The organism is Kordia sp., from assembly GCF_022447245.1.
In the GTDB taxonomy this organism is placed as follows: Bacteria; Bacteroidota; Bacteroidia; order Flavobacteriales; family Flavobacteriaceae; genus Kordia.
On the sequence record NZ_JAKVBC010000001.1, the window covers coordinates 39,165 to 63,990 of the forward strand.

Annotated in this window: 27 protein-coding genes and 1 pseudogene; 15 read left to right on the forward strand and 13 right to left on the reverse strand. The window is 34.2% G+C overall.

The genetic code is table 11. The annotated features are described in order from the left end of the window. Window position 1 precedes the first annotated feature (1 nt). Window positions 2-2,821 carry a leucine--tRNA ligase gene (gene leuS / locus MK119_RS00190; protein ID WP_290669906.1) on the reverse strand — a complete coding sequence of 940 codons (2,820 nt, stop codon included), beginning with the start codon at window positions 2,819-2,821 and terminating at the stop codon, window positions 2-4. Between the two features lie 148 nt (window positions 2,822-2,969). Between leuS and MK119_RS00195 the strand changes: the two genes are divergently transcribed. The 8 genes and pseudogenes from MK119_RS00195 to truB all read left to right on the forward strand — a co-directional run bounded on the left by MK119_RS00195 (window position 2,970) and on the right by truB (window position 8,664). Beyond that, complete coding sequence (locus MK119_RS00195; protein ID WP_290669259.1) at window positions 2,970-3,638, forward strand: hypothetical protein; 669 nt, start codon at window positions 2,970-2,972, stop codon at window positions 3,636-3,638. Window positions 3,639-3,790: 152 nt separating this feature from the next. Next, window positions 3,791-3,964 carry a hypothetical protein gene (locus tag MK119_RS00200; RefSeq protein ID WP_290669262.1) on the forward strand — a complete coding sequence of 58 codons (174 nt, stop codon included), beginning with the start codon at window positions 3,791-3,793 and terminating at the stop codon, window positions 3,962-3,964. 42 nt (window positions 3,965-4,006) lie between these two features. Beyond that, window positions 4,007-4,690: a hypothetical protein gene (locus tag MK119_RS00205; RefSeq protein WP_290669265.1), complete on the forward strand. Its 684-nt coding sequence runs from the start codon at window positions 4,007-4,009 to the stop codon at window positions 4,688-4,690. Window positions 4,691-4,793: 103 nt separating this feature from the next. Beyond that, window positions 4,794-5,672, forward strand: coding sequence for a permease-like cell division protein FtsX (locus MK119_RS00210; RefSeq protein ID WP_290669268.1), 879 nt, complete (start codon window positions 4,794-4,796; stop codon window positions 5,670-5,672). 713 nt (window positions 5,673-6,385) lie between these two features. After that, complete coding sequence (locus tag MK119_RS00215; RefSeq protein ID WP_290669271.1) at window positions 6,386-6,745, forward strand: hypothetical protein; 360 nt, start codon at window positions 6,386-6,388, stop codon at window positions 6,743-6,745. A gap of 54 nt (window positions 6,746-6,799) precedes the next feature. Continuing rightward, the gene (locus MK119_RS24155) at window positions 6,800-7,162 is read left to right on the forward strand and encodes a DUF3098 domain-containing protein (protein WP_366512745.1); all 363 of its coding nucleotides are present in this window, start codon (window positions 6,800-6,802) and stop codon (window positions 7,160-7,162) included. A 3-nt stretch (window positions 7,163-7,165) separates the two neighbouring features. Further along, window positions 7,166-7,963, forward strand: a complete 798-nt coding sequence (locus MK119_RS00225) for an undecaprenyl-diphosphate phosphatase (RefSeq protein WP_290669274.1) — start codon at window positions 7,166-7,168, stop codon at window positions 7,961-7,963. A 1-nt stretch (window position 7,964) separates the two neighbouring features. Then, window positions 7,965-8,664, forward strand: a pseudogene (truB, locus tag MK119_RS00230) (tRNA pseudouridine(55) synthase TruB). 118 nt (window positions 8,665-8,782) lie between these two features. Here truB and MK119_RS00235 read toward each other — a convergent pair. Continuing rightward, the gene (locus MK119_RS00235) at window positions 8,783-9,394 is read right to left on the reverse strand and encodes a thioredoxin family protein (RefSeq protein WP_290669277.1); all 612 of its coding nucleotides are present in this window, start codon (window positions 9,392-9,394) and stop codon (window positions 8,783-8,785) included. Window positions 9,395-9,557: 163 nt separating this feature from the next. On the opposite strand from MK119_RS00235, the gene MK119_RS00240 reads away from it, so the two are divergent. From MK119_RS00240 to MK119_RS00250, 3 genes are read left to right on the forward strand one after another with little or no spacing between them, the layout of a single operon-like run. Continuing rightward, window positions 9,558-10,145 carry a DNA-3-methyladenine glycosylase I gene (locus MK119_RS00240; protein ID WP_290669280.1) on the forward strand — a complete coding sequence of 196 codons (588 nt, stop codon included), beginning with the start codon at window positions 9,558-9,560 and terminating at the stop codon, window positions 10,143-10,145. Beyond that, on the forward strand, window positions 10,142-10,729 hold the full coding sequence (locus MK119_RS00245) for a hypothetical protein (RefSeq protein WP_290669283.1): 588 nt from the start codon (window positions 10,142-10,144) through the stop codon (window positions 10,727-10,729). Before MK119_RS00240 ends, MK119_RS00245 begins: the two co-directional genes overlap by 4 nt. Before the next feature lie 24 nt (window positions 10,730-10,753). Next, window positions 10,754-11,395 (forward strand): DUF2490 domain-containing protein, encoded by a 642-nt coding sequence (locus MK119_RS00250; protein WP_290669907.1) that lies wholly within the window; start codon window positions 10,754-10,756, stop codon window positions 11,393-11,395. A 44-nt stretch (window positions 11,396-11,439) separates the two neighbouring features. Here MK119_RS00250 and aat read toward each other — a convergent pair whose 3' ends face one another. From aat to MK119_RS00270, 4 genes are all read right to left on the reverse strand, one after another. Beyond that, window positions 11,440-12,069, reverse strand: a complete 630-nt coding sequence (gene aat / locus MK119_RS00255) for a leucyl/phenylalanyl-tRNA--protein transferase (RefSeq protein ID WP_290669286.1) — start codon at window positions 12,067-12,069, stop codon at window positions 11,440-11,442. A 189-nt stretch (window positions 12,070-12,258) separates the two neighbouring features. After that, a complete protein-coding gene (locus MK119_RS00260) occupies window positions 12,259-13,650 on the reverse strand; it encodes a TIGR00366 family protein (protein WP_290669289.1) in 1,392 nt (463 codons plus the stop codon). A 206-nt stretch (window positions 13,651-13,856) separates the two neighbouring features. Further along, the gene (locus tag MK119_RS00265) at window positions 13,857-14,234 is read right to left on the reverse strand and encodes a DUF3127 domain-containing protein (protein ID WP_290669292.1); all 378 of its coding nucleotides are present in this window, start codon (window positions 14,232-14,234) and stop codon (window positions 13,857-13,859) included. Between the two features lie 5 nt (window positions 14,235-14,239). Continuing rightward, window positions 14,240-15,100 (reverse strand): flavin reductase family protein, encoded by an 861-nt coding sequence (locus MK119_RS00270; protein WP_290669295.1) that lies wholly within the window; start codon window positions 15,098-15,100, stop codon window positions 14,240-14,242. A 195-nt stretch (window positions 15,101-15,295) separates the two neighbouring features. On the opposite strand from MK119_RS00270, the gene MK119_RS00275 reads away from it, so the two are divergent. Further along, the gene (locus MK119_RS00275; RefSeq protein WP_290669298.1) at window positions 15,296-16,453 is read left to right on the forward strand and encodes a HAMP domain-containing sensor histidine kinase; all 1,158 of its coding nucleotides are present in this window, start codon (window positions 15,296-15,298) and stop codon (window positions 16,451-16,453) included. A gap of 72 nt (window positions 16,454-16,525) precedes the next feature. On the opposite strand, the gene MK119_RS00280 is transcribed toward MK119_RS00275, so the two are convergent. Beyond that, window positions 16,526-16,915 (reverse strand): HIT family protein, encoded by a 390-nt coding sequence (locus MK119_RS00280; protein WP_290669301.1) that lies wholly within the window; start codon window positions 16,913-16,915, stop codon window positions 16,526-16,528. Window positions 16,916-17,027: 112 nt separating this feature from the next. Continuing rightward, window positions 17,028-17,504: a transcription elongation factor GreA gene (greA, locus tag MK119_RS00285; RefSeq protein WP_290669304.1), complete on the reverse strand. Its 477-nt coding sequence runs from the start codon at window positions 17,502-17,504 to the stop codon at window positions 17,028-17,030. A gap of 213 nt (window positions 17,505-17,717) precedes the next feature. Between greA and MK119_RS00290 the strand changes: the two genes are divergently transcribed. After that, window positions 17,718-18,146 carry a hypothetical protein gene (locus MK119_RS00290; protein ID WP_290669307.1) on the forward strand — a complete coding sequence of 143 codons (429 nt, stop codon included), beginning with the start codon at window positions 17,718-17,720 and terminating at the stop codon, window positions 18,144-18,146. Between the two features lie 81 nt (window positions 18,147-18,227). On the opposite strand, the gene MK119_RS00295 is transcribed toward MK119_RS00290, so the two are convergent. Continuing rightward, on the reverse strand, window positions 18,228-20,618 hold the full coding sequence (locus MK119_RS00295; protein ID WP_290669310.1) for a TonB-dependent receptor: 2,391 nt from the start codon (window positions 20,616-20,618) through the stop codon (window positions 18,228-18,230). Between the two features lie 402 nt (window positions 20,619-21,020). Between MK119_RS00295 and MK119_RS00300 the strand changes: the two genes are divergently transcribed. Both MK119_RS00300 and MK119_RS00305 read left to right on the forward strand, forming a co-directional pair. Continuing rightward, window positions 21,021-21,242 carry a hypothetical protein gene (locus MK119_RS00300; protein WP_290669313.1) on the forward strand — a complete coding sequence of 74 codons (222 nt, stop codon included), beginning with the start codon at window positions 21,021-21,023 and terminating at the stop codon, window positions 21,240-21,242. A gap of 195 nt (window positions 21,243-21,437) precedes the next feature. Further along, complete coding sequence (locus MK119_RS00305; RefSeq protein ID WP_290669316.1) at window positions 21,438-21,635, forward strand: hypothetical protein; 198 nt, start codon at window positions 21,438-21,440, stop codon at window positions 21,633-21,635. Window positions 21,636-21,759: 124 nt separating this feature from the next. Here MK119_RS00305 and MK119_RS00310 read toward each other — a convergent pair whose 3' ends face one another. From MK119_RS00310 to MK119_RS00325, 4 genes are read right to left on the reverse strand one after another with little or no spacing between them, the layout of a single operon-like run. Then, window positions 21,760-23,307, reverse strand: coding sequence for a DUF4301 family protein (locus tag MK119_RS00310; RefSeq protein WP_290669319.1), 1,548 nt, complete (start codon window positions 23,305-23,307; stop codon window positions 21,760-21,762). Further along, window positions 23,304-23,861 carry an ATP-binding protein gene (locus tag MK119_RS00315; RefSeq protein WP_290669322.1) on the reverse strand — a complete coding sequence of 186 codons (558 nt, stop codon included), beginning with the start codon at window positions 23,859-23,861 and terminating at the stop codon, window positions 23,304-23,306. Before MK119_RS00315 ends, MK119_RS00310 begins: the two co-directional genes overlap by 4 nt. Next, window positions 23,813-24,520 carry a nicotinamide riboside transporter PnuC gene (pnuC, locus tag MK119_RS00320; protein WP_290669325.1) on the reverse strand — a complete coding sequence of 236 codons (708 nt, stop codon included), beginning with the start codon at window positions 24,518-24,520 and terminating at the stop codon, window positions 23,813-23,815. The genes MK119_RS00315 and pnuC overlap by 49 nt, the downstream gene beginning before the upstream one ends. After that, window positions 24,504-24,764: a YkoF family thiamine/hydroxymethylpyrimidine-binding protein gene (locus MK119_RS00325; RefSeq protein WP_290669328.1), complete on the reverse strand. Its 261-nt coding sequence runs from the start codon at window positions 24,762-24,764 to the stop codon at window positions 24,504-24,506. The genes pnuC and MK119_RS00325 overlap by 17 nt, the downstream gene beginning before the upstream one ends. Window positions 24,765-24,826: the final 62 nt, after the last annotated feature.

Consider the following 24,826-nt stretch of genomic DNA (forward strand, 5'->3'; position numbering starts at 1 on the left):
ACTAACCAACAATATTGATAATTCTTCCTGGAACTACAATCACTTTTTTAGGAGTTCTTCCGTTTAATTGTGCTTGTGTACGTTCGTCTTCCAAGATAATTTTCTCGATTTCTTCTTTTGATAATTCTAATGATAATTCTTTCTTGAAACGCATTTTTCCGTTGAACGACACTGGATATTCTTTTGAGCTTTCGACCAAATGTTTTGGCTCAAATTTTGGAAATTTCGCTGTAGCGATAGAACCTTCGTTTCCTAGACGCTCCCATAATTCTTCAGCAATGTGTGGTGCATACGGAGAAACTAAAATCGTTAATGGTTCTAGAATTTCTCTGCTGCTACATTTTTGATCTGTCAATTCATTAACACAAATCATAAAGGTACTTACAGATGTATTGAACGAGAAATTTTCAATGTCTTCCGCTACCTTTTTGATGGTTTTATGCAAGGTTTTCAAATTGTCTTTTGTTGGTACTGCATCCGTTGCTTTTGACACACCTTCTTCTCCAACATACAACTTCCAAAGTTTCTTTAAGAATCCAAAAACTCCTGTAATTCCGGCAGTATTCCAAGGTTTTGATTGCTCTAATGGCCCTAAGAACATTTCATACAAACGTAGACTATCTGCTCCATATTCCTCACAAATTTCATCTGGGTTTACAACATTAAACCAACGTTTTGACATTTTCTCTACTTCACGACCTACAATGTATTTACCTTCTTCTAAAATAAATTCAGCGTTTTCAAATTGCGGTTGCCAAGCTTTTAAATCATTTATATCTAATTCATCAGATGTGTTAATCATATTTACATCTACACGAATTTCATCTACTTCATGTTGGTCTTTTAAACCTTTAGACACATACGTATTTGTTCCAGTAATTCTATACACTAATGCACTCGTTCCTAAAATCATTCCTTGGTTGATCAACTTTTTAAAGGGTTCATCAACACCAACAAAGGCTCTGTCTTTTAGGAATTTTGTCCAGAAACGCGCATACAACAAGTGTCCTGTAGCATGTTCGCTTCCTCCAATGTATAAATCTACATTTTCCCAGTATTTTAAAGCAGCTGAACTTGCAAAATCACCTTCACGAGCTGCTTTTTCCATATAACGGAAGAAATACCAAGAACTTCCTGCCCAACCTGGCATCGTATTTAATTCTAATGGGAATATAGTTTCGTTGTCAATTTTATCATTACCAACTACTTCATTTGTTTCCGTATTCCAAGCCCAAACCTCAGCATTTCCTAATGGTGGCTCACCTGTTTCCGTTGGTAAGTATTTTTCTACTTCTGGCAATGTGATTGGTAAATGCTGTACATCTATCATTTGTGGCATTCCATTCACATAATACACTGGAAATGGTTCTCCCCAATAACGCTGACGCGAGAATACCGCATCACGCAAACGATAGTTGATTTTCCCTTTTCCAAAACCGCGTTGTTCCATTTCATAGATCACGGTTTTCATCGCTTTTCTATAGGTTAAACCATTTAGGAAATCGGAGTTGGCAATTTTTACACCTTCTTTTTCACTAAACGCTTCTTCTGAAATGTCTTCATTTTCAAAGATGTTTGGAATCTCTAAACCGAAATGTTTCGCAAAGTCATAATCACGTTGATCTCCACATGGAACTGCCATTACGGCTCCTGTTCCATAACTTGCCAAGACATAATCTCCAATCCAGATTTGTATTTTTTCTCCTGTAAATGGATGCAATGCATACGCACCCGTAAAGACTCCAGAAATGGTTTTTACATCCGCCATACGTTCACGTTCACTACGTTTTGAAGTTGCTTCTACATAGTTTTCTACCGCTTCTTTTTGATCGGCAGTCGTAATTTTTGCTACTAAATCGTGCTCTGGCGCCAAAGTCATAAAACTTACACCGTAAATAGTATCAGGTCGTGTTGTGAATACATCAATATTTGCATCGTGCCCATCTACTTTAAACGTCACCATTGCTCCTTGCGAGCGACCAATCCAATTGGTTTGCGAATCTTTTAAAGGTTGTGGCCAATCAATCGTATTCAAACCGTCTAATAAACGCTGTGCATACGCGGAAATTCGCATGCTCCATTGCGTCATTTTTTTACGTACTACAGGATGACCTCCACGTTCAGAAACTCCATTCACGATTTCGTCATTCGCTAACACAGTTCCCAATGCAGGACACCAGTTTACTTCGGTTTCTGCTAAATACGTAAGTCTATATTTTAATAATATTTCTTGTTTTTCTTCTGAAGAATAATTGTTCCATTCCGCCGCAGCGAATACAGTTACATCATCATCACAAACTGCTTTTACCGTAGCATTTCCTTCTGCTTCAAATGTAGCTACAAGCGTGTCAATATGTTCCGCTTTATCTGTTTCAATATTATACCATGAATTGAACAATTCGATAAAAATCCATTGTGTCCATTTATAATATGCTGGCTCAGACGTACGTACTTCTCTACTCCAATCGAATGAGAAACCGATTTTATCTAACTGCTCGCGGTAACGTTTGATGTTTGTTTTTGTAGTAATTGCTGGATGCTGTCCAGTTTGAATTGCATATTGTTCTGCTGGCAATCCAAAACTATCGTATCCTTGTGGATGCAATACATTAAATCCTTGATGACGCTTGTAACGCGCATAGATATCTGAAGCAATATAACCTAATGGGTGACCAACGTGTAATCCTGCTCCTGATGGATATGGAAACATGTCGAGCACGTAATATTTTGGTTTGTCAGAATTATTTTCGGCATGAAAGGTTCCGTTTTCTGCCCAATATTTTTGCCATTTGGCTTCAATTTCGTTGAAATTGTACTTCATCATGATCGTTTTTAAAGAAGCGCAAATTTAACGGTTATTGTATGAAAGACAAAAGATTATTTGGTTGTTTACTCTTACATAATGTTTTATGTTTTTGTTCCTAACAGGCGTATCTATTTTTTTCCTTTATTTTTACTTAAAAAATCAGATGAGTTCTAAATACGAATACAATTATGTTCCTGTTGAAAATGATGTTCAAGATACTACTACGGAAGCATGGGTAAAATTATGTGAATATGTGGAAATAATTGCAGAAAAAGGACTTACAGAATTTAATCTTGGTGAAGCAATCGACGCAAAATATTGGAGTCATATCCATACACTACCTCCTTCCATTGCTAAATTAAAAAAGGTTAAAAAACTATTTTTATATGGAAGTAACATTAAAAGAATTCCTCCTGAAATTGGTGAAATGGATGCTTTAGAAGAGTTTACACCGTACACTTCATACAATTTGCATTGGTTTCCCTATGAAATTACCAATTGCAAAAGATTAAAAAATAGCACTGTAAGTACGAGAGCGTTATATGGAAATTATAAATACAGAAAACCTTTTCCTGACTTAAAAGACAATCCAGTAACTTATGATAAAGAAATGATTGCCTGTAGTGTTTGCAGCAAACCTATCAAACAATCTGAAACCGAGCAATGGTGGATTTCAATTGGCATCGCAACAGATGTGCTACCCTTATTAGTAAATGTATGTTCAAACTCGTGCAAAAAAGCACTGCCCAAGCCTGCAAAAGGGTATTTACAATATCCACACAAAGGCGCGAAAAATTTAGGTCAACCACCTCGAGATGAATGGTATAGATAAGAAACTACAAGAATTAAGATGTCATTTATATTTCTTTAAACTATAAGAAAATTCTAGATACGTTCACTCATTAATCCATTGTGTTCACTCATCTGTGATTTTTTATGAAATTATAAATCTTAGTTTTGAGTATACCAACGAATACTTTACAGATGAAAAAGACAGTTCTTCTATTATTTTTAGCAATTCCTTTTTTAGGAATAAGTCAAACCGATTATCTAAGTCTATACCAAGAAGCAAAACAACTTGCTGAAAAAAACCAAGTAGATGCTTCGTATGTAAAATTTAAAGCTCTTGAGGAAAGAATTCCTAAAAGTGACACTTAATACGAACATATTGTTTGGTATAAAACCGCAACTGCAACGTATTTGGAAGAAACTAATCGTTACCAACAAGATTATGATAAGTCTCTTGTATATGGTTTAGCTGCACTTGGCGACATCCGTAAAGGAAGATTTATGTTTGGAGAAAAATTTGCTAAACGCGAATATTTTATGATGAAAAATATCATCGTTTCTCACTTTGGCTTGGGCAATTTTGAAGAAGGTAAAAAGTGGAAAGAAAAAATGTATGCTGCTCAAAAAGAAAATAAGCTTCCTGAAGGATTGGACACTTATTTCAATTTTGACTTTTTTAAGATCGGTGATAAAAATGTTTGGGGTTATGAATGGTTTGAAGAACTTCCAAAAAATAGATTCTCAAAAAGTTTTACCAAAGTCGTGTATTATGTGTGTACTACAAATCCTGACGGTTCTGATAAGGATCAATTGTACAGATTGCATGTATTAATGTTTCATTCATCAGATTCGAAGTTTGATCATGTATTAACAAAACGTCTTGAAACTGCTAAAAATGAATTTAGCGGAACACTGTATCAATATACATACCAAGAAGATATTGATTTTAAGAAGCTTCAAAACGATGTCAAGGAAATTGTTAGTGGTAATATGAAATCAATTGAAGAGTATTTGGAGGAACAAAAAAGAAAAAGGAATCTTAGGAGAAAGAAAATTAAACTTTATAACCTTTTATATACGAATTCACTCTTATAGGCGTTTTTTTAGATATACCTGTTTTGAGTAACTGCACTTTTACATTTAAAATTCGATATTTATAATTATTAATTTATAATTTTACCTAATTAATGCACTGTTTATGAGTTCTTCTTTTGAAAAATATCAAAAAAAACGATTGATTTCTTCTTATTTTTCTGTGGTATTGAGTACAACGCTAGTACTTTTTTTACTTGGAATTTTAGGATTGTTGGTTCTGAATACAAAAAAAGTAGCCGATTACTATAAAGAACAAATTGCACTGACGGTATATTTGAAAGATAGTGCCAAAGATGTAGAAATTAAACAATTACAGAAGATATTGGCACTGGCAGAATATACTAAATCTGCCGAGTTTGTCTCTAAAGAAACAGCTGCTGCTAATTTAACCGCTGATATTGGAGAAGATTTTGTAGCATATTTAGGAGAAAATCCATTGTTGAATTCGCTGGATGTATATTTGAAAACTGATTTTGTTTCTAGTAGTGAATTAGAAGAAATTGCTGCTGAGATTAGTGAAAAGAATTTTGTTGAGGAAGTAACGTTTGATAAACAATTGGTTTCTAAACTCAATGCCAATATTAAGCGTGTGGGACTTGGTATTTTGATTGCTTGTATCTTTTTTGCTTTTGTGGCTGCTTTGCTGATTAATAGCTCTATTCGACTGTCTATTTATGCAAAACGTTTTACGATTAAAACCATGCAAATGGTTGGCGCTACTAAAGGTTTTATTCGCAGACCTTTTATTTGGAATAGTGTAAAAATGGGACTTATTGCAACCATTCTAGCTTTAGGAGGAATGGCAGGCGCTTTGTATTATGCCGATAAATCACTTCCTCAATTGCAACTAACAAGTGACACTACTAATATCGGAATTGTATTTTCAGGTATTTTAGTAATTGGCGTTTTGATTACCTTAATCAGTAGTTTCTTTGCAACGCAACGTTTCTTGAATTTACGTACAGATCAGTTGTATTATTAATTCTGTATTAAAAAATCATTACTTCCTCTTTTATTGAGTGTTTTTGATTATTGTCAATTTGGCGACTTCTGAAGCTTTAGACAGAGGCTTTTGGATGCGATCGCTTTCGAGTGTTTTGTTGATTCCCGCGATGATTCTTACCATTAAAAGTCAACCGAAAAGGAACTAATATCAAGGTTTTACTTTTAAATAATGTGATTTCAACACGACTTTAAATTGAATATATAATATTCGGTTAATTACAACTAATTTAATGATTTCATTGAAGTTTACAAAGATTTGTAGGTAGTCAAAACTGATTAAGGAGCAAAAGGTATCTTTTAAGATTGCACCATTTTTGAAGCTAATATTGGTTTCCCTTTTTATTTACTAGTAATTTAAATAGTTTTCTAATGCGTTGTTCCTATTAGGAATACTTTTTTAGTGCATGCTGCTTTTATAATCATGATATTACGGAATTAAAAGTTAATACTTGTTTAAGAGACAAGTGAAAAAAATTCCATGTCAAGGAGAATAAGGCATTTCAATTTTTAACGATTCCCTTTTCAAAGATGCTTGATTTTCTAAACATTAACAAAATTTAACCCTTCATTATAAAATAATTAGGAAAATAGGCTGTTATATTTGTAACAATAAATCAACCCCAAAATTTATATGATGAAAATATTTACGTGATTGAATAAGACATTTTAATTTTTAAAAAATTATAAATTATGAGAAGATTCACATTTATATTTTTAGGCATAGCACTTGTTGTATTTTTAGCATATTCGTTCAAGCCAGTAACTGCGGCTAAATCGGACGTTTGTGTACTTATTTCTGGAAAAATAGTTTCTATTAAAAAAGGAGCTTCTAACGATATACAAATCCGATTGGAAAACGATAGTCATTATTACTATATCAATCGTGGTTTAGAGAAAGGAATAAATTTAGCGCAATTAAGTTCAAAAGTTTTAAATAAAACCGTTACTTTGTATTGTCTGAACCGATGGACAATTGTCAATCCTGACGGAATTGTTCCGCATATTTCAAAAATGGAAAAAGGCACTACCGTTGTTTACAGCGAATTTTAAAACCTTTTTTATTTGATTTATGTTTCGGTTGACACTTTGTAAACTTGAGCGTACATGAAAAACAAAAAGTCAAAAAGCAACCGCAAGAAAGCAAAAAATACTCCACAACAAACGGAGCAAGTTGCTGCTACTAAAAATTCACCAAAAGTAGACAGCACGAGTCAACAACAAAAAGATACATTACAAGCTAAACATGGATTTGTTTTTGGAAAGAAAAACTATATGTTCATGTTTATTGGTTTGGCTGTCATTGCTTTAGGTTTTATACTTATGGCTGGTGGCGGAAGTGATGATCCAAAGGTCTTTAACGAAGACGTCTTTAGTACGCGTAGAATACACATTGCACCTATGGTTGTTATTATTGGATTTATCATAGAAGTGTATGCTATTTTGTTGAATCCGAATTCAGACTCCTAATTCATGGATACAATTAATGCAATTATCCTTGGTATCATACAAGGACTAACGGAGTTTCTACCTGTTTCATCTAGTGGCCATATTGAGCTAGGAAAAGTCATTTTAGGTGCCGAAATCAAAGAAGATATGTTATTTACTGTCGTAGTTCATTTTGCAACGGCTTTGAGCACGATTGTTATTTTCCGAAAAGATATTATGGAGTTACTAAAAGGTATATTCCAGTTTAAATGGAATGAAGAATTTCAATTTGCCTTAAAGGTGTTGATTTCTATGATTCCTGCAGCTATCGTTGGTGTGTATTTTGAAGATCAACTAGAGGCCTTGTTTGAAGGAAATCTTTTATTAGTAGGTTGCATGTTGATTATTACTGCAGCGCTGCTATTTTTTGCAGATAAAGCCAAAAACACCAATAAAAATGTGAGTTATTCCAATGCTGCAATTATTGGTATTTCGCAAGCCATAGCCATGTTACCTGGAATTTCACGTTCTGGCGCTACTATTTCTACCTCTGTGCTGCTTGGAAATGATAAAACCAAAGCTGCACGCTTTTCATTTTTAATGGTTGTACCGTTAATTTTTGGAAAGATTGGGAAAGATATTTTTAGTGGTGAGCTTGCGCTAGAAAGCTCTGATATTTTACCAATGTCACTTGGGTTTATAGCTGCCTTTGTTGCTGGATTGTTTGCCTGTACTTGGATGATTAACCTAGTAAAGAAAAGCAAACTTACTTACTTCTCTATATATTGTTTGATTGTCGGATTGATCGCAATCGGTTATGTTGGATACCAAACGCATTTGTAAAATGAAGACGCTCGAAGAATACCAAGCTGGACAAACTTTATTGATTGACAAACCATTGACATGGTCTTCGTTTCAAGCTGTAAACAAAGTGAAATGGGCATTAAAATCAACGTTTAAAGTCAAAAAATTAAAGGTTGGACATGCAGGAACACTTGATCCTTTAGCCACTGGATTGTTGATTATTTGTGTTGGAAAAAACACGAAGAAAATTGCAGAATTTCAAGGACAAACTAAAGAATATACAGGAACCATTACTGTTGGCGGTACAACACCTTCGTATGATTTGGAAAGTGAAATCAATGAAACATTTCCAACAGTTCACATTACTGATCAATTGATTCATGAAGCTGTAAAACAGTTTTTAGGAGAAATTGATCAAAAACCACCAATATTTTCTGCACTTAAAAAAAGATGGAAAACGCTTATACGAATTAGCGCGTGCTGGCGAAGAAGTAGAAATTCCATCACGAAAAATTACGATTCACGAATTTGAAATTACACGTATTGACTTACCAGAAATTGATTTTCGTGTAGTTTGCAGTAAAGGAACATATATTCGTTCCTTGGCGCATGATTTTGGAAAAGCGTTAAATTCTGGCGCACATCTTTCGGCATTGCGTCGTACAAAAATTGGAGACTTTGATGTTAAAAATGCCATTTCTCCTGAAGCTTTCGGAGAAAGTCTGAGAAGTATTGAGTAGTACTCCTCGACTTCACACATGCACTACATTTTCAATACAATTTGCTTCATAAAAAAGGACTGAAACATACTGCTTCAATCCTTAATCTTGTATTATAATTTTACTAATTCAATATAGGCTATATCAATTTCAGTAAATCTGCAACTGTGTTTTGTCCTTTGTCTTTATTGTACCAAACTTGTAAATCTTGCTTAAACTCTGGAGTTAACTTTCCGTGTTTAGCTTTGTAATCATGTACCATTTGTGTTGCTATTGAAGGTCTTGGTCCCCAATCACCTATTACATTTCCTGAAGTATTATCAATAGCAATTAGCTTTGGAATTGACTTTCCACCATTTGTCAAAAACTCATTCATCAACGCTTCATTTTCATCACGCAATACTACTTTCATTGTAATATTATCATTCAATTCTGCTAACTTATTAATTATTGGCATTGTTTGCGCGGCATCACCACACCAACTTTCGGTTAATACCAACCAAGTTACATTACCATTATATGCTGTAACTTCGTTAATAGTTTCTTCCGTTAACTTTGTAGTTTTGTCCAAACGCTTCATACGCTTATCATTCAACATTGAGTAATTAGACAAAGCATCCGTTTGTGTTTCTCCTGTAGATTTTCCTTCAGCGACTAAGTTTTGCACTAAAGTTCTATATTCTTGGTATGAAGTTGCTTTTAACAAGCTCTCTTCAATTATATTCTTTATTTGTGTGTCTGTTGTGATCATACCATACATACTTTTTACACGAATTCAGTCGTGGTTTTTTATAAAACTTACGTTCTTATTTTTCGTTGGGCTTTTGCAGTTTATTTTTAGCGTTGTAAATTTACGAAACGATTCAGTGGAAGCAGCTGATGTTTGTCATGAAATGATTAAAAACTAGTACTCAATGAATTTTACTGAAAAAAGAAGATGTGCATGGTGTGGCGATGATCCTTTATATGTTGCCTATCATGATGAAGAATGGGGCGTTCCTGTATATGACGATGACAAATTATTTGAGTTTTTAATTTTGGAAACGTTTCAAGCAGGTTTGAGCTGGATTACCATTCTTCGGAAGCGTGAAAATTTCCGAAAAGCTTTTGATGGTTTTGATTATAAAAAAATTGCGAACTACGGAGAAGATAAATATGAAAGCTTACTACAAGACGCCGGAATCATTAGAAATAAACTAAAAGTAAAAGCAGCTATTAGCAATGCGCAAATGTTTCTAAAAGCGCAAGAAGAGTTTGGCAGTTTTTCTAAATATATTTGGCAATTTACAGATGGAAAGCCGATTCAAAATGCTTTTGTTCGAGAAGAAGATGTTCCTGCAACAAGTGAAATCTCAGATAAAATATCTAAAGACTTAAAAAAGCGAAGTTTTAAATTTGTCGGTTCAACCGTTATGTATGCATATATGCAAGCAGTTGGAATTGTAAATGATCATATTGTGAGTTGTTTTAGATATGAAGAAATAAAAAACGGACTATCATGAGGTATTTTTGTTTACTACTATTTTTAGGTTTTTCCTTGTGTTGCTCTGCACAAAAAACATACAAACATGAAAAAGAAGAGCGCATTGAAAAAAAGGTATTTCCTCAAAATGCATTACATCTTTTAGAAGAAACCTTACCTAAAAAAATCAAAAAAGCAAAGTACTATAAAGAACAAGACAGCTCCAAAATTAGCTACGAAACAAAACTTAAGTATAAGGGGCGAAAATACAGTGTTGAGTTTAGTCAAAAAGGTATTTTGGAAGATGTGGAAGTTACTGTAAAGCAGAAACATATTCCACCAAAAACACTTGAAAAGATAAAGAAACATTTATACAATAACTACAGCGCTTTCCGTTTCATAAAAATACAACGTCAATACAATAACAGCAATACTATTGATGCAGAGACAGTCATAAAAAACGCATTTTCAAACGATCGAAAAAGCCCATATTTGTATGAAATCATAGTAGAAGTAAAAACAAAGAAGAAACGCTATTTTATTGAAATTACCTTTACTAAGGATGGCGATTTTAAAATGGAAAGAACCATTATTCAAAGCTCATATGATCATATCTTGTATTAAAAAAACATCCTTTTTGTCTGTCTGATATGTTCATTTGCAGCTTTTTCACAAAACGATTTTACGACATTTTTTGAACCATTATTTGCTGTAAATCATAAAGTAAATGATAGTTATAAGGTAAATTTTGCTACTGTTTCAAGAAACTATGTGTATCGTGATAGCGAATTTGAATTTACTACTCGACAGCTTCAATTTGTACATTTTTCTACGTTAAGTTTTAACTCTAATCACAGTGTAAGTGCTGGCGTAATGTATCGTTTCCGAGAAAATTTTGAAGACAAAAGCAACGAGTTGCGATTCACACAACAATACAATTATGCACATCGTCCGAATATAGTTCGTTTTGGACATCGCTTCCGCACCGAACAACGCATTACTACAAACAATACTGTACATGGTTTCCGTTACCGATTTACCATTGACTTACCATTATCTGGAGAAAAGCTAGATGTTGGAGAACCGTATTTTGTCGCCAATACCGAGTCGCTATTAAGTGTTGTAAAAGCGAGTACACCGCAACTAGATCAACGATTTACTACTCAGATTGGTTGGTTATGGACGAAGTCGTTAAAGTTTCAAACTGGTTTGGAATATCGTTTTGAAAACTACAATCAAGACACTAAAGAAATTCTATTTATTCTTACATCTGTGATATTGAAATTGTAGAGACCAGAATGTATTTTATGTTTTAAGAAATTTCTTTTCTAAAATCACAAGTACGACAAAAACACTTCTCTAGCAACTTCATACGCGCCTAAACTTGCCAAATGGTTGGTATGCATCTGACAATCGATGATTTGACAACCATTTGCTTTTAGTTGTTGTACCAAATGAATGAAGCCAAATTTGCTGGCATTGCTTTCAAAAGCAAACATACTTTCGCCACAAAAAACATGTCCGAGATTCACACCGTATATGCCGCCAACAAGCATATTGTCCCGCCACACTTCTACGGAAGTGACATATCCCATTTTGTACAATTCAATATAGGCTTCTTCCATTTCATTGGTAATCCACGTGTCGTCTTGTCCAGGACGCTCAATCAAGGCACAAGCGCGAATTACATGTTCAAAAGCTGTATTATAGGTTACAGAAAATGTTTCACGACGTAGCAACTGCTTCATACTTTTAGAGATTTTTAAATCTTCTGGAAACAATACCATTCGCGGATCTGGCGACCACCAAACGATAGGATCTTCTTCGCTATACCAAGGGAAAATTCCGTTTTGATATGCTAATAATAAACGCTCAGGCTTTAAATCGCCACCTATGGCTAAGATACCTTCTGGCGACGTTTCTGAGACTGGAGGAAATACGATTTCGTCTGTTAAAAGATACATGTAATTGTTGTTTTCTGAGAGTTCATGCAAGAAAAGAAAGGGTAATTCTTTGATTTTAAGTATTTTTTCGTCAAATTTGTAATTAGTCTAAATACGTCTAAACATTTATTTTCATCATTGCTTTTTGAATTAGTGTATGAAGACTAAAGCCTAAAACCACAATATTAAGTCCCGTTTTCGGGACTTTTTTTATAGCAATAGCAAGCCTAAAACATATACTAGAATACCAACCAACATTAAAATAATGGTGTATGGTAATATTTCTTTTGCTTTTAATCGTGTAATGCCCAATAATGGTAATGCCCAAAACGGTTGTAACATGTTTGTTATTTGATCACCATACGATAATGCCATGACTGCTTTTTGCAACGGCACACCTAATTCTATTGCCGATTGCACTACGATTGGACCTTGTACAGCCCATTGCCCGCCGCCACTTGGTACAAAAATATTGACCAATCCTGCGCTAAAGAATGTATAAATTGGCAAGGTAGTTTCGTTGGCAATAGCTACAAAACTATCCGAAATCATTCCAATCATTCCTGAACTTTTCATAATGCCCATGATTCCAAAATATAAAGGAAATTGAATCAATATACCCGAAGTTCCTTTAATTGCTTCTTCTACTGCATTGAGGAAACTTTTAAAATTTCCATGCAATACAATTGCCAAACCTAACATAAAAAAGTTCAACATGTTGGGTGAAATTTTTATACTTGAAAGTGAGCTTAAGTTTTTAGCATATTGAATAAAGAATACGATTAATAGTAGCACACCGAACGCGATGGCAAACACAGAAGAATGATCTAGTTTGTCTGCTCCTTCTATGTCTTCTTTCTCTTTTTTGTTGAATTGATATTTTGGCAGATTTAATTTTGTCGGAGCTACTTTTTTAGAAAGCATTGTTAATGTCAAAGGAATCAATACAAGTAATATTCCAAATAAGAGTAAATTCCACCAACTAAAGATGGTACTACTTGAGGTAATAACTTCTGGCACTTGTCCAAATTGATCAACAGTCAATACGCCATTCATCATTTCGAGTAGATGTCCTTGTTCTGCTACTTTTGATGGTGCCGAACCACTGATTCCACCATGCCAGATCATGAGTCCAACATATCCTGCTGCACCTACCAATGGATAATTGATAGGAATATTATTTTCTTGCGCATGTTCGCCAACTTTCCGAGCTAGAATGGCGCCGAATATCAAACCTAATCCCCAATTGAAAAACGCCACTAACATTGTGGTTACACTAACCAATACAACCGCATTTGTCGTATTTGTGACAGACTTTGTTAGAGTCACAATCAGCGAATTCATCGGTTTACTGAGTACTAACACGTGTCCGAGTACCAAAATCAGCATCATTTGATAGGCAAAAACTAGCAAGCCAGAATTCCAGATGCCATCTTCCCAAAATGACAGCACTTCAACTAAATGATCAATAGTACTGATACTTTCTGGTCTGGTAAAAAACGTTGCCAGCACAATCGTAAGCAGCGTTAATAGAACCGCAATGGTAAACGGCGAAGGTAAATATCGCTGAAAAATAGTTTCTATGGTTTTGGTAATGCGCATGGTTGATTTTTGCGTGAATTTACGATTTTTTTAGACTTGTTTCTATGTAGACAGAAATCTCTTAGATTGCTTACTTTTATCATAGAAATTGAAGGAGCAACTAAAATATTTTGAATTGAATATATACAATAACCTATTTTTCAAAGTCAAAAAAACCTCTTGATGAGTAAGCAATCAAGAGGTTTTTTATTTGTTTTACAATTTTCTTAGAAAGGCAAATCGTCGTGATCTTCTTCTTTGAAATCGTTTACTGGTTCAAACGCGTCTGCTGGTGGCACTGGCGGCATTCCTGCAGGTGGTTGCTGTTGTTGTAAACTTTCAATTCTCCATCCTTGAATAGAGTTGAAATATTTTGTTTCTCCTTGTGGATTTACCCATTCTCTACCACGTAAATTGATACTGATTTTTACAGGTTGTCCTACTTGGAAATTGTTTAATAAATCTACTTTATCTTGTACAAATTCCACCATAATGTGTTGTGGATATTGCTCTTCTGTTGTTACGACAATTTCACGCTTTCTGAATCCGTTGTTTCCAAACGTCTGCGTTTGCCCGATCATTTTTACTTTTCCCTGTACTTCCATGTTATTTATTTTGCTAATAAGATTTTCCAAGCAGTTGCTACATCTCCTTTTACCAAAAATGTTTGCGCTGCTTTGTGATTTGTTTCTATACTGTCTGAAATATCAATTTCAGTTGTTTGTTTAAATGCTTGTATTTCTGCTTCAGTTGGTAGTTTTTCTACATTTCCTAAGATTCCAAGATCATTTCCAGTCAAGACTTTACTAGTTCGAATTTCTGTAGGAATTTGATCCACACCAATTCCTAAAGTGGCAATTGGTTTTGGAATTTCAAAGAATCCGTCTCGTGCTCTGCTATAGAAGCTTCCTCCTGCTCTGGCTACCAAATCAATTTTGTAATGATCAATGGTTCCGCGATCGTTCAACACGTCTTCACTGATATGCAGTTTTACGACTTCACAAATGATTAAATTTCCTGCGCCACCTTCATCTCCTAAAGAAACCACTTCTCGCACTTTGCATTCAAACTGTGCAGGCGATTCTGCTACGCGAAATGGTTTTACTTTTTCAGAAGGCAGCATTGTCAATCCAGCTTTTTCAAACTCGTTCACACCTTCAGCATATTCTGTACTACTTAAGGACATTTGTTGCACAATAGCATGGTTCACTACATTAATTACTACTTCTTTTGTAGCAATTGCATTTTCAAGTGTATGTTTTGTAGTGTTATTACGAACTCTACGCGCAGGCGAAAAAATCATAATTGGCGGATTGGCACTAAACACATTAAAAAAGCTATACGGAGATAAGTTTGGATTTCCTTCAGCATCTACTGTACTTGCAAATGCAATCGGTCTTGGCGCTACTGCACCTAATAAATATCCGTGCAATTTTGCTGTTGGAATTTCTTTTGGATCTATTGATAACATTTTTGATGTTTTTAGTGCGACAAAATTAATGTAAAAAAGCGGAGCAAGCAATAATAGTTATCAACGCAAAAGCAGTGTTTTTAACATGTAAATTTCCTTTGCAGCACTTTTCTATTTTATTGATCTTCAAAAGTTCAATACAATCACAATAAAACTGCTGCTTTTCGTTTATATTAGTGGTTTCAAAGTATTTGTATGATTTTAAAAAACAGACCTGTTTTAATTCGTTGGATATTAATCCTAGCTTCTTTTGCAATTGTGTCAGGGATTTTATGGAATACCTATATTTTCTTTCAAGAGTTTAAGAAAGATGAACGCACTAAAATGCAAATTTGGGTAAGAGCACTAAAATCAATTAATGCTGGAGAAGATTTACTTTTGGCAGGAGACATTATTGCCTCTGAAAATTCAAACCCAAGAATTATCAAAAATTACAAAGGAGGTATAGAAACACTCAATATCGATGAAGAAAAGATTAATGATTCCATCTATATTCAAGAGAAAATTGTTCAATTCTCCAAAGAGAATCAACCAATTGACATCACTTACTTTGACGAGGAATTAAAAAAAGATGTAAAACAAGGAACTTTATATTACGGAAACTCCGAAACCTTAAACAAACTCAAATATTATCCACTTGCCTTATTATTGATTATTGTCCTGTTTGCTGGTGTTGCGTACTTCTTTTTTAGCGCTTCCAAAGCTTCCGAACAGAATAAATTGTGGGCAGGAATGGCAAAGGAAACCGCGCATCAAATTGGTACGCCGCTTTCGTCTTTGGTCGGTTGGACTGAAATTTTAAAGACCGAAAATGTAGATCCGGATTATATTCAAGAAATTGAAAAAGATATTGACCGTTTGCAAACCATTACAGAACGTTTTTCCAAAATTGGTTCTATTCCAACCTTAGAACGACTTGATATTGTAAAAGAAACGAAAGATTCCTATGACTATTTACTTTCGCGAACTTCTAAATTGGTCAACTTTACGTTTGAAGCTCCAGAAACACCTATTTTTAGCGAAATTAATGCGCAATTGTTTAGTTGGACCATTGAAAATATGGTAAAGAACGCCATTGACGCTATGAAAGGAAAAGGCGATTTGAAACTAGAAATTATGCAAGCAGATACGTATGTAAAGGTTTTGATCACCGACAATGGAAAAGGAATTCCAAAACGAAACTTCAAAAAGGTTTTTCAACCAGGATTTACTAGTAAAAAACGTGGTTGGGGATTAGGTTTGTCCCTAGCAAAACGTATAGTTGAGAATTACCACAAAGGAAAAATTAAAGTCTTAAAATCAGAACTTGGCAAAGGAACTACAATGCAGATTTCTTTAAAAACAGTTGGTTAGACTTTTAGACTTGCTTTGCTTTTAGATTATTTTAGATGCGCTTCATTCCGATTCCGTTCAATGTACCCCTTTTTAGAGTTCCGCACGAATTTTAGCTGCAACTGCTTCAAAATCTTCTGGAGATAGTTTTTGACTATTTTTGAAATTCATACTATCCATTCCGTGTAATGGAATTAGATGTACATGTGTATGAGGCACTTCCAAACCAATCACAGTAATTCCAACACGCAAACAAGGAATTGCTTTTTCAATCGCCATTCCCACTTTTCTTGAGAATTGCATTAATCCCATGTATGTTTCTTCTGGAAGATCAAAAATTTTATCAATTTCTACTTTCGGAATGCATAATGTATGACCAACTGCATTCGGGTTAATATCTAAAAATGCATAGAAATTTTCATCTTCTGCAATTTTGTAAGATGGAATTTCTCCGTTTATTATTTTGGTAAAAATTGATGCCATGTGTAGAAATTTGTATGGTTGGTAAGATAAAAAAGTTCTTGCGTATTTATATAGAAAAATCCTTTTTTAACAAGTAAGAAAGGATTTTATAATATATTATTTTTTTGGAATGTTAGCCACGTGTAATTTCTAACACTTCAAATTTCATTGTTCCGTTAGGCACTTGTACATCTGCAATTTCTCCAACAGATTTCCCAAGTAAACCTTTCCCGATAGGAGATGTTACTGAAATTTTTCCTGAAGCTAAATCTGCTTCACTTTCTGCTACTAACGTATAGGTCATTTCCATACCATTTACGGTATTTTTGATTTTTACAGTGGAAAGCACTAACACTTTTGAGGTATCTAATTGACTCTCATCAATGACTCTAGCTGTTGATAAAACGGTTTCCATTTTTGAGATTTTCATCTCTAACAATCCTTGTGCTTCTTTTGCCGCATCATATTCTGCATTTTCACTCAAATCTCCTTTATCTCTCGCTTCTGCAATTGCCTGAGACGCTTTTGGTCTTTCAACACTTTTTAAGTGCTCTAACTCGTCTCTTAATTTTTTTAGTCCTTCAGCTGTATAATAAGATACTTTACTCATAATTTCTTCGTTTTCTATATGTTCATAGATTTTTAGTTGCTTAATACACACAGACAAAGTGTATTATATAACGCAAAAAAATCCCATTAGAACGGGATTTGTTATACAAATATAAGAAAATATTTAAAGTGTTTGCCTATGTTCGTTTTTAAAAAAATGATTTATGTAAATTTGTAGAACTTTTAAAATTCTTTATAAATGAAACGATTTTTGATGATTTGTTGTGCCGTAGTATGTTTGATGTCGTGTAGTCAGGATGATGGTGGCGTAAATAACAACCCTTTTATTCCTAATGCATTAGTGCAGTTTCAGATAAATTTGAATTTACCTCAATTTGATGATTTACGCTTTGCAGGCGGATCTGTTTATATCTCAAACGGTGGTGGTGTCCGTGGATTTTTTGTGTTTAATTTATCTGGCGATCAGTTCTTAGCTTGGGAAGCAAGTTGCCCTAACCAAGTTCCTAGCAGCTGTACTACAATGTATATTGAAGGAGTTTTAGCAATATGCCCTTGTGATGATTCTCAATATAGTTTGGCAACTGGTCAGTTATTAAATCCTGAGGAAGGCACGGAAAGTTACCCAATGGTGAATTATCGTGCAACAAAATCCGGTGATATAGTGACAATCTCGAATAACTAGTTATATCCATTTATAATATATACAAAATAAAAAAGCGACTCAAAAGAGTCGCTTTTTCAATATGGTAATGGTTGGTATTTCCTAGAACTTCAATGTCATTCCAACTAAAAAGTTTCTAGTGGCTTGTGGATAGAATCCTGCGCCTTCGATGGTTGTTGTTGTACCAGGATTTGTCCATGTATCATCGAATGTAAAGAAGTATCCGTTAGATACATATTCTACACCAAAAACATTGTTGATTAATCCTGTAAACGCTATAGATTCAAAGATAGAATTCACTTTGATTTCGTAATTCAAATTCAAATCATTGATAAAGTAGCTATCTAATTTTGACACATCTGAGTCAATATTCCCCATGTATTGCTCGCCTACATACTTAGACAATAATGATACTTGGAAACTACGAGATGGTGCATACGACATAATATTTCCTGCGATGAAGTTAGGAGAAAAAGAAATATTTGTATTTCCTAAATCCACTAAACTTCCATCTTTTGATGTAATGAAATCTACATTTTTATTAGTACTGATTGCCACATTCGGACGTACTATAAATTGGTCACTTAACTTTACAGTTGCGTCAATTTCCAATCCTAAACGGTAGCTTTTTCCACTGTTTGTACGCAATGGCGTTCCTGTATCATCCAATGCACCAGTTAATACCAATTGATCGTTGTATAACATATAATATGCATTTGTATTTACAGTGAAGTTTTCTCCATTCCAACGCCAACCTAATTCAAAGTCATCTAATTGCTCAGACTTTACATTGTTGTTATTTTCAAAGTCGCTTCTATTTGGCTCTCTGTTTGCTCTTGCATACGAGAAATACAAACTATTATTATCGTTTACTCGATAGTTAATACCTGCTTTTGGATTAAAGAATGTAAAATCTTCATTAATATTAAAAGGATCTAAATCAGAGTTGATTCCATTCGTTTTATAACTTACCGTACGTAACTGTAGATCTCCAAAAAGACTTACTTTTTCGTTCAAACGAATTGTTGCTTTGGTAAAGAAGCTTAATTCATTTTTCTTTCCTGTTCCATCATAATAACGATCTCTAATTTCGCTGTCACTTGCAAAACGTGCCCAGATTACTTCTCCGAAATGATCTCCTTCGTAGATTCCTAAAAAGGCTCCGAAGTCCATATCCAAGTTATTTTTTCTATAGTTTGCATTCGCATTGATTACATAGAAATCATTGTCTAACCAACGTCTGCGAATTAAGTCTGTTTCGTTGATCGTAGTTCCATCAATTACTATTTCTTCAAAACCGTATTCATCAAAAGGTTCATCTTCTTTGTATTGCTCAAAGAAACCTCTTCCTTGTGTATAGTTTAAACCAAGATTTGTTGTCCAGCTATCAGAAATCTTCTCATTCCAGTGAAATTGGTAGTGATCTTGACGATAATTATCTACTTCATTATCATGGAAACGTACATTTCCGTTTTCATCTGTAAATTGTCCTGAAGGATTGAAGGTACGATTGGTTTCTAATGTTTGTCGGTCAATTCCATTCCATGCTTGGTATGTAATTTCGTGTCCTCCAAATGCCAACGCTTTAATCAAAGTAGTTTCTGTTACATACGAACCTTGTAAAAAGTACGCGCTTAAATTAGAAGATGCACGATCGATATATCCATCAGATTTAATTTTTGACAAACGTCCTGCCAACTCAAAATTATTAGCTAGTTTTCCAGTACTAAATTTTACCGTATGTTTTCTGGTGTTGAAGCTACCAAATGAATTTGAGATTTCTCCGTTTGCTTCCTCTGAAACTGCATCTGTTAATAAACTTAAACTTGCTCCAAAAGCACCAGAACCGTTCGTAGAAGTTCCTACTCCACGTTGCAACTGAATACTTTCTGTTGAAGAAGCCAAATCAGGCATGTTTACCCAAAAAGTTCCTTGACTTTCAGCATCGTTGTACGGAATTCCGTTAATCGTTACATTGACACGTGTTGCATCGCTACCACGCACACGAATTCCTGTGTATCCAACACCTGCTCCAGCATCTGAAGTTGTAACTACAGATGGCATGAAGTTCATTAAAATTGGTACGTCTTGCCCCAAATTACGTTCTGCAATTTCTTCTTTTTCTATGTTGGAATACGTAATTGGTGAATCGGCATTTACACGAACCGCTGAAATTAATACAGCATCAAGTGCTTCTTGCGAACTAGATAAGGTAAAGTTTAGCGTAGTGTTTCCTGTAACCGCCACTTTTTTCGTGACAGATCTCATTCCCACAAAAGAGCAAACAATTTCAACATCTCCTTGAGAAATGCTCAAAGCATATTTCCCATCAGCATCGGTAGTTGTTCCAATAGAAGCTCCTTTTAAGACTACAGTTGCTCCTAATAATGGTGTTCCTTTTTCATCAGAAACAGTTCCTGATAAAGTAACGTTTTGCGCTTGCATGCTGACTGAAAGCACGAAAAGGCATAAAAAAGCGAATAAATTCTTCATATTCGTAATACAAATTTGTTACGAATAAAAGGGGTAATTATTCTTTGTTAAAAATTAAATATATGATTTTGCTTTGGACTACGAAGTCCTCCCGCTAGCTGGCACTTTCGCTAAAAATGTCCACTGGATATTTTTTCGACGCGCAGTCCTCCCTTGGCAGCATTACCTGCCCAGGTTCATTGGGTATAATCTCAGCGTTTTAAACATTGTTCAAGTTGCACCCCTTTGAGATAGCGCAAAAATACGCCAGTTTTTTTAATTGCCCAGTGTTTTTTTTAACAAATATCATGCAAGTTGACCTTTCAGACTTCTCCTATTTGTCAGTAAGAAAAATTAACTTTTTAAATGTGAAAATAAACTGAAAATCAGTAACTTTAATTATTAACCAAAAACTTTATAATCATGAAAAAACAAAATTTTCAAAAGAAGCTAAACTTAAAGAGTAGAAAAATTTCCAATTTAACTACGAAACGTGAAATTATTGGAGGAAGAACACTTACGTGTAATCCTTGTATTATTTCTGATGTGGAAACATGTACTTCAATAAAACAGACACAAGCAATACGTTGTGGACATACGATTGGAAATGGTCAAAATCCAGATGGAACTCCGTGTACACATTAATACAATAACATTGTTATTTTAAAATGCATTACAAATTGCATTGATATAGGTTTTAAAAGACTCATTATCAATGCAATTTCTTTTTTTTAAGAACTATTTCTTACTTCCTTTAATTATCGAATCATGACTTGCTTCCTTTTTATAAACAGCAGAAATGTAGTTGTTTTACCATCGTAACATTAAAACTTGTTAAGTATGAAAAAACAAAATTTAAACAACAAATTGTCACTTAAGACTTCAAAAATCTCAAAGTTAGGAAACGCGTCAGAAGTTATTGGAGGAGCTACAACATTTTGTCCTTCTGCATTTTTATGTGAAATTACGGAGTATCATCGTTGCGGACATACGATTGGAAACGGTCAAAATCCAGATGGAACTCCGTGTACATTCTAATTTTAGAACTTAGAGAAAGTACTGCTGGGAATGATTGATTCATGACAATCAACGATTGTCTCGGCATGCTTTACTGGGAACTGTAAGATTGAAAGATTCAATAATACAAGAATTAAAAATTGTTTTAGCTTACTTGATGTGTTGGTTTTAGCAAGTCATTGATAGTTTTTACAGGATTGAATGTCACTAAAGGAACCTCCACAAAAATAGTATTCCAAAAGGCCATTCCGCCATTCCATAAACCTGGCAACTCTAAGGCTTTTATTTTTTTACCGCTTTTTGATTTGGAAGCGATAAAATATGATTTGCGATCTACAAATTTTGTAAGATCGTATTTATTTCCTAGATAATCTTTTACACCACAAACAATATCTACCGGATTAAAATGTGTAGCTAACTTTTGAATGCTTTGGTGATACTCATTCTTTTTGTCTATTTGTACAGACTCTACAATTTGTAAAGAAATGGAACCATTTTCGTGCTTTACCCAAAACGGTCCACCGCCAGGTTCACCTTCATTTTTTACCATACCACAGACACGAATAGGTCTATTTAATTTATCAATGAGGTATTCTATTTGATACTTTTGTGAATATTTTTCAAATTCTTCACTGATTTGAATATTGAGTTCTTTGTATAGAAATTTTAAAATTGTATGCAATTCTTCACTTGAAACTCCATTGTGCAGCATTTCCATGAATTTGAATGCTTTTTGCTGAACAGAAATAAGTTTCCCTGCAAGGATTTTTTTGTAACGCGATATTTCTTCCGAATAGGTTTTTACAACAACATTGTCTATGTTTTTGATAAAGATTAAGTCTGCATCCATTGCATTCAAATTCTCAATCAAAGCGCCATGTCCGCCAGGTCGAAATACTAGATTTCCTTCCTCATCTAGAATTGGTCTATTTTTCGGATCAACTGCAATTGTATCTGTTTCTTCTAATTGATATGAGTATGAAATCTCAAAATCGCAACCCGTTTTCTCTTTAATGCTTGGAAGAATTTTAGCTTCTATTGCTTTAAATTTATCATAATGTTGTTTAGAAATCGTAAAATGTAATTTTGCTTTTCCTCCTCTACAAGCATAGCTTGCTGCTTCATATAAGTGTTCTCGAAACGGTGTAGAAAGGTTATTTTTATATTTATGAAAAGGCAACAAGCCTTTTGGATAGTTTCCGTAGTTTAAACCTGTTTCTGCTAATAGTGTGTGTACAAAATCACGGTCAAATTCGTCTGGTTTTTTGATGCGATCTATCTCTGTCTTATTCATGAGTTTTATTACATCTTTATAAAAAGGGAACTTTTCCAATCCAATGAAAAACAAGCGAATTTCTGGTTCTTTTTCTTTGTTTATGTACGAGTTAATTGAATCCTTTTTGGGATTGTAATTCTGTAAAAATTTATACAAGAATTTAAACATTCGTGTGGCAGCTCCAGAAGCAGGTGTGAACTTGATAATTTCTAAGGTTTGATACTCGTCTTTGTAAGCTTGAATATACGCTTCTTCTGTTTCTTCGGTAAGTTTTAAAATACCTCGATGTATACTTGCATGTTCAGTAATATCTGCATACGGTATTTTTTTTTCAAATTTATCGAGTTGCTCTTCAACTTCAAGCAACGTCAATCCTTTTGCTTCTATTTGCGCTGTATGTTTTTTTGAAAAATTCAATGTCTTCTTAGCAGTTTGTCTATTGTTGCAACGGCGGTTTGAAAACGCAGTTCTATAGCACCTTTTAACAATAGATGCGGTTGGTTATAGGTTTGTAAGGTTTGCTGAAATTCTAAAAAAGCCTCTTCTCTTTTATGAGGCAAATCGCGAATTCCATCGTTTTTCCAAGGCGTATCAATATAAGTCAAAAAATAGAAAGTAGCAGTACTTTTTTCTACATATTTTTCCAGTGTTTTGCTTTTAAATTCAGGGTAATAAATTCGTGCATACGTAAGTGTTTCTAAAATATCTGTATCACAAATGAACATTGTGTTTTCTTCTGCTTGACACTCTAAACGCAATTGTCCTTTGGCAATCGGAATTACATCATCGGATGTTAGTATTTCTCCTTTTCGCTGCTTTTCTTCAGCATACATACGCGCATATTCAGGAACATAAGCTGCATTGTAATGTGCTGCTAGTTGCTTAGCAAGTGTTGTTTTCCCTGTTGATTCAGGACCAAATACTACGATTTTAAAGCGACTTCTGCCTTGTTGTTCAATGTTTTTCTCCATGCAATGTATCCAAAGATGGCTAAAATTAAGAAAATTGTGAATTGAATTGCTGTGAAACCAAGTCCTTTAACAAAGTATAACGGTACAGAAATGATATTTCCAAAAATCCAAAACATCCAGTTTTCAATCTTTTTGTTTGCCATGAGCCACATTCCCGAAAAGAAAATCCCTGTAGTAAATATGTCTAAATATGGTGTAATGGTTTTAATTTCTTCAATGGAACCGAAGCTAGAGAAAAATAAATCGATCGTTTCTGCTACATTTAAGTGAACATCTATTTTTTCTACTTGGATATACACAACATAGGTAAAAGCTGCGGTGAATAGAAAAATCCCGAGTGTTATGAGTTTTTGTGAAAAATTGGTTCGAGAAATTTCAAGTTGCACCTCATCTCTAATTCGTGTCCACATATACCAACCATAGATACTCATAATAGAGTAATACACGTTGATAATCATATCTCCATATAAAATAAAATTATAGCAGATATAGATATAAATCAGTGTACTGATAATTCCTGTGGGATATACCCAAATTTTCTCTTGTTTGGCAAACCAGACACTGGCAATTCCAAAACCTGCAGCAAGAATTTCTAAAACTACATCTACCCAAAAGGCACCTTGATACGGCTCCAATAAAAAATCAAAAAACTGGCTCATAGTTACTTCGGTCTGATTTTACAATTTTCATAGTTAGTAGAATGTGTTCTGACTTTTCAAATGCTGTTTTCACTTCAGAAGTCAACAATTTCATAATTTCGTCATAGTCACCATAAATTTGCGTGCTTAATGGATTTTCTAACACTGTATACTGAGATGTTCTTAATTTTTTAATAAAGTTGATAATAGGTGTTTCAAAGTCATCTTGCAAAGGTGTTAAGGTGAGTTCTACTGAGATGTTCATTTTTTAGGTGTTTGACTATTGATTTGTCTTTTTGTTTATTCTTTGATTTGGCTGGTTGTTAA

Bases quoted from the DNA above. Each gene is read 5' to 3' on its own strand.
- MK119_RS00315 (WP_290669322.1), bottom strand. From the start codon at position 23,861: ATGGAGAAAAACATTGAACAACAAGGCAGAAGTCGCTTTAAAATCGTA.
- MK119_RS00300 (WP_290669313.1), top strand. From the start codon at position 21,021: ATGAAAAAACAAAATTTTCAAAAGAAGCTAAACTTAAAGAGTAGAAAA.
- leuS (WP_290669906.1), bottom strand. From the start codon at position 2,821: ATGAAGTACAATTTCAACGAAATTGAAGCCAAATGGCAAAAATATTGG.
- pnuC (WP_290669325.1), bottom strand. From the start codon at position 24,520: ATGAGCCAGTTTTTTGATTTTTTATTGGAGCCGTATCAAGGTGCCTTT.
- MK119_RS24155 (WP_366512745.1), top strand. From the start codon at position 6,800: ATGAAAAACAAAAAGTCAAAAAGCAACCGCAAGAAAGCAAAAAATACT.
- MK119_RS00200 (WP_290669262.1), top strand. From the start codon at position 3,791: ATGAAAAAGACAGTTCTTCTATTATTTTTAGCAATTCCTTTTTTAGGA.
- MK119_RS00245 (WP_290669283.1), top strand. From the start codon at position 10,142: ATGAGGTATTTTTGTTTACTACTATTTTTAGGTTTTTCCTTGTGTTGC.
- aat (WP_290669286.1), bottom strand. From the start codon at position 12,069: ATGTATCTTTTAACAGACGAAATCGTATTTCCTCCAGTCTCAGAAACG.
- MK119_RS00290 (WP_290669307.1), top strand. From the start codon at position 17,718: ATGATTTGTTGTGCCGTAGTATGTTTGATGTCGTGTAGTCAGGATGAT.
- MK119_RS00275 (WP_290669298.1), top strand. From the start codon at position 15,296: ATGATTTTAAAAAACAGACCTGTTTTAATTCGTTGGATATTAATCCTA.
- MK119_RS00195 (WP_290669259.1), top strand. From the start codon at position 2,970: ATGAGTTCTAAATACGAATACAATTATGTTCCTGTTGAAAATGATGTT.
- MK119_RS00265 (WP_290669292.1), bottom strand. From the start codon at position 14,234: ATGGAAGTACAGGGAAAAGTAAAAATGATCGGGCAAACGCAGACGTTT.
- MK119_RS00270 (WP_290669295.1), bottom strand. From the start codon at position 15,100: ATGTTATCAATAGATCCAAAAGAAATTCCAACAGCAAAATTGCACGGA.
- MK119_RS00235 (WP_290669277.1), bottom strand. From the start codon at position 9,394: ATGATCACAACAGACACACAAATAAAGAATATAATTGAAGAGAGCTTG.
- MK119_RS00325 (WP_290669328.1), bottom strand. From the start codon at position 24,764: ATGAACATCTCAGTAGAACTCACCTTAACACCTTTGCAAGATGACTTT.
- MK119_RS00240 (WP_290669280.1), top strand. From the start codon at position 9,558: ATGAATTTTACTGAAAAAAGAAGATGTGCATGGTGTGGCGATGATCCT.
- MK119_RS00295 (WP_290669310.1), bottom strand. From the start codon at position 20,618: ATGAAGAATTTATTCGCTTTTTTATGCCTTTTCGTGCTTTCAGTCAGC.
- MK119_RS00215 (WP_290669271.1), top strand. From the start codon at position 6,386: ATGAGAAGATTCACATTTATATTTTTAGGCATAGCACTTGTTGTATTT.
- MK119_RS00210 (WP_290669268.1), top strand. From the start codon at position 4,794: ATGAGTTCTTCTTTTGAAAAATATCAAAAAAAACGATTGATTTCTTCT.
- MK119_RS00260 (WP_290669289.1), bottom strand. From the start codon at position 13,650: ATGCGCATTACCAAAACCATAGAAACTATTTTTCAGCGATATTTACCT.
- MK119_RS00280 (WP_290669301.1), bottom strand. From the start codon at position 16,915: ATGGCATCAATTTTTACCAAAATAATAAACGGAGAAATTCCATCTTAC.
- MK119_RS00225 (WP_290669274.1), top strand. From the start codon at position 7,166: ATGGATACAATTAATGCAATTATCCTTGGTATCATACAAGGACTAACG.
- greA (WP_290669304.1), bottom strand. From the start codon at position 17,504: ATGAGTAAAGTATCTTATTATACAGCTGAAGGACTAAAAAAATTAAGA.
- MK119_RS00305 (WP_290669316.1), top strand. From the start codon at position 21,438: ATGAAAAAACAAAATTTAAACAACAAATTGTCACTTAAGACTTCAAAA.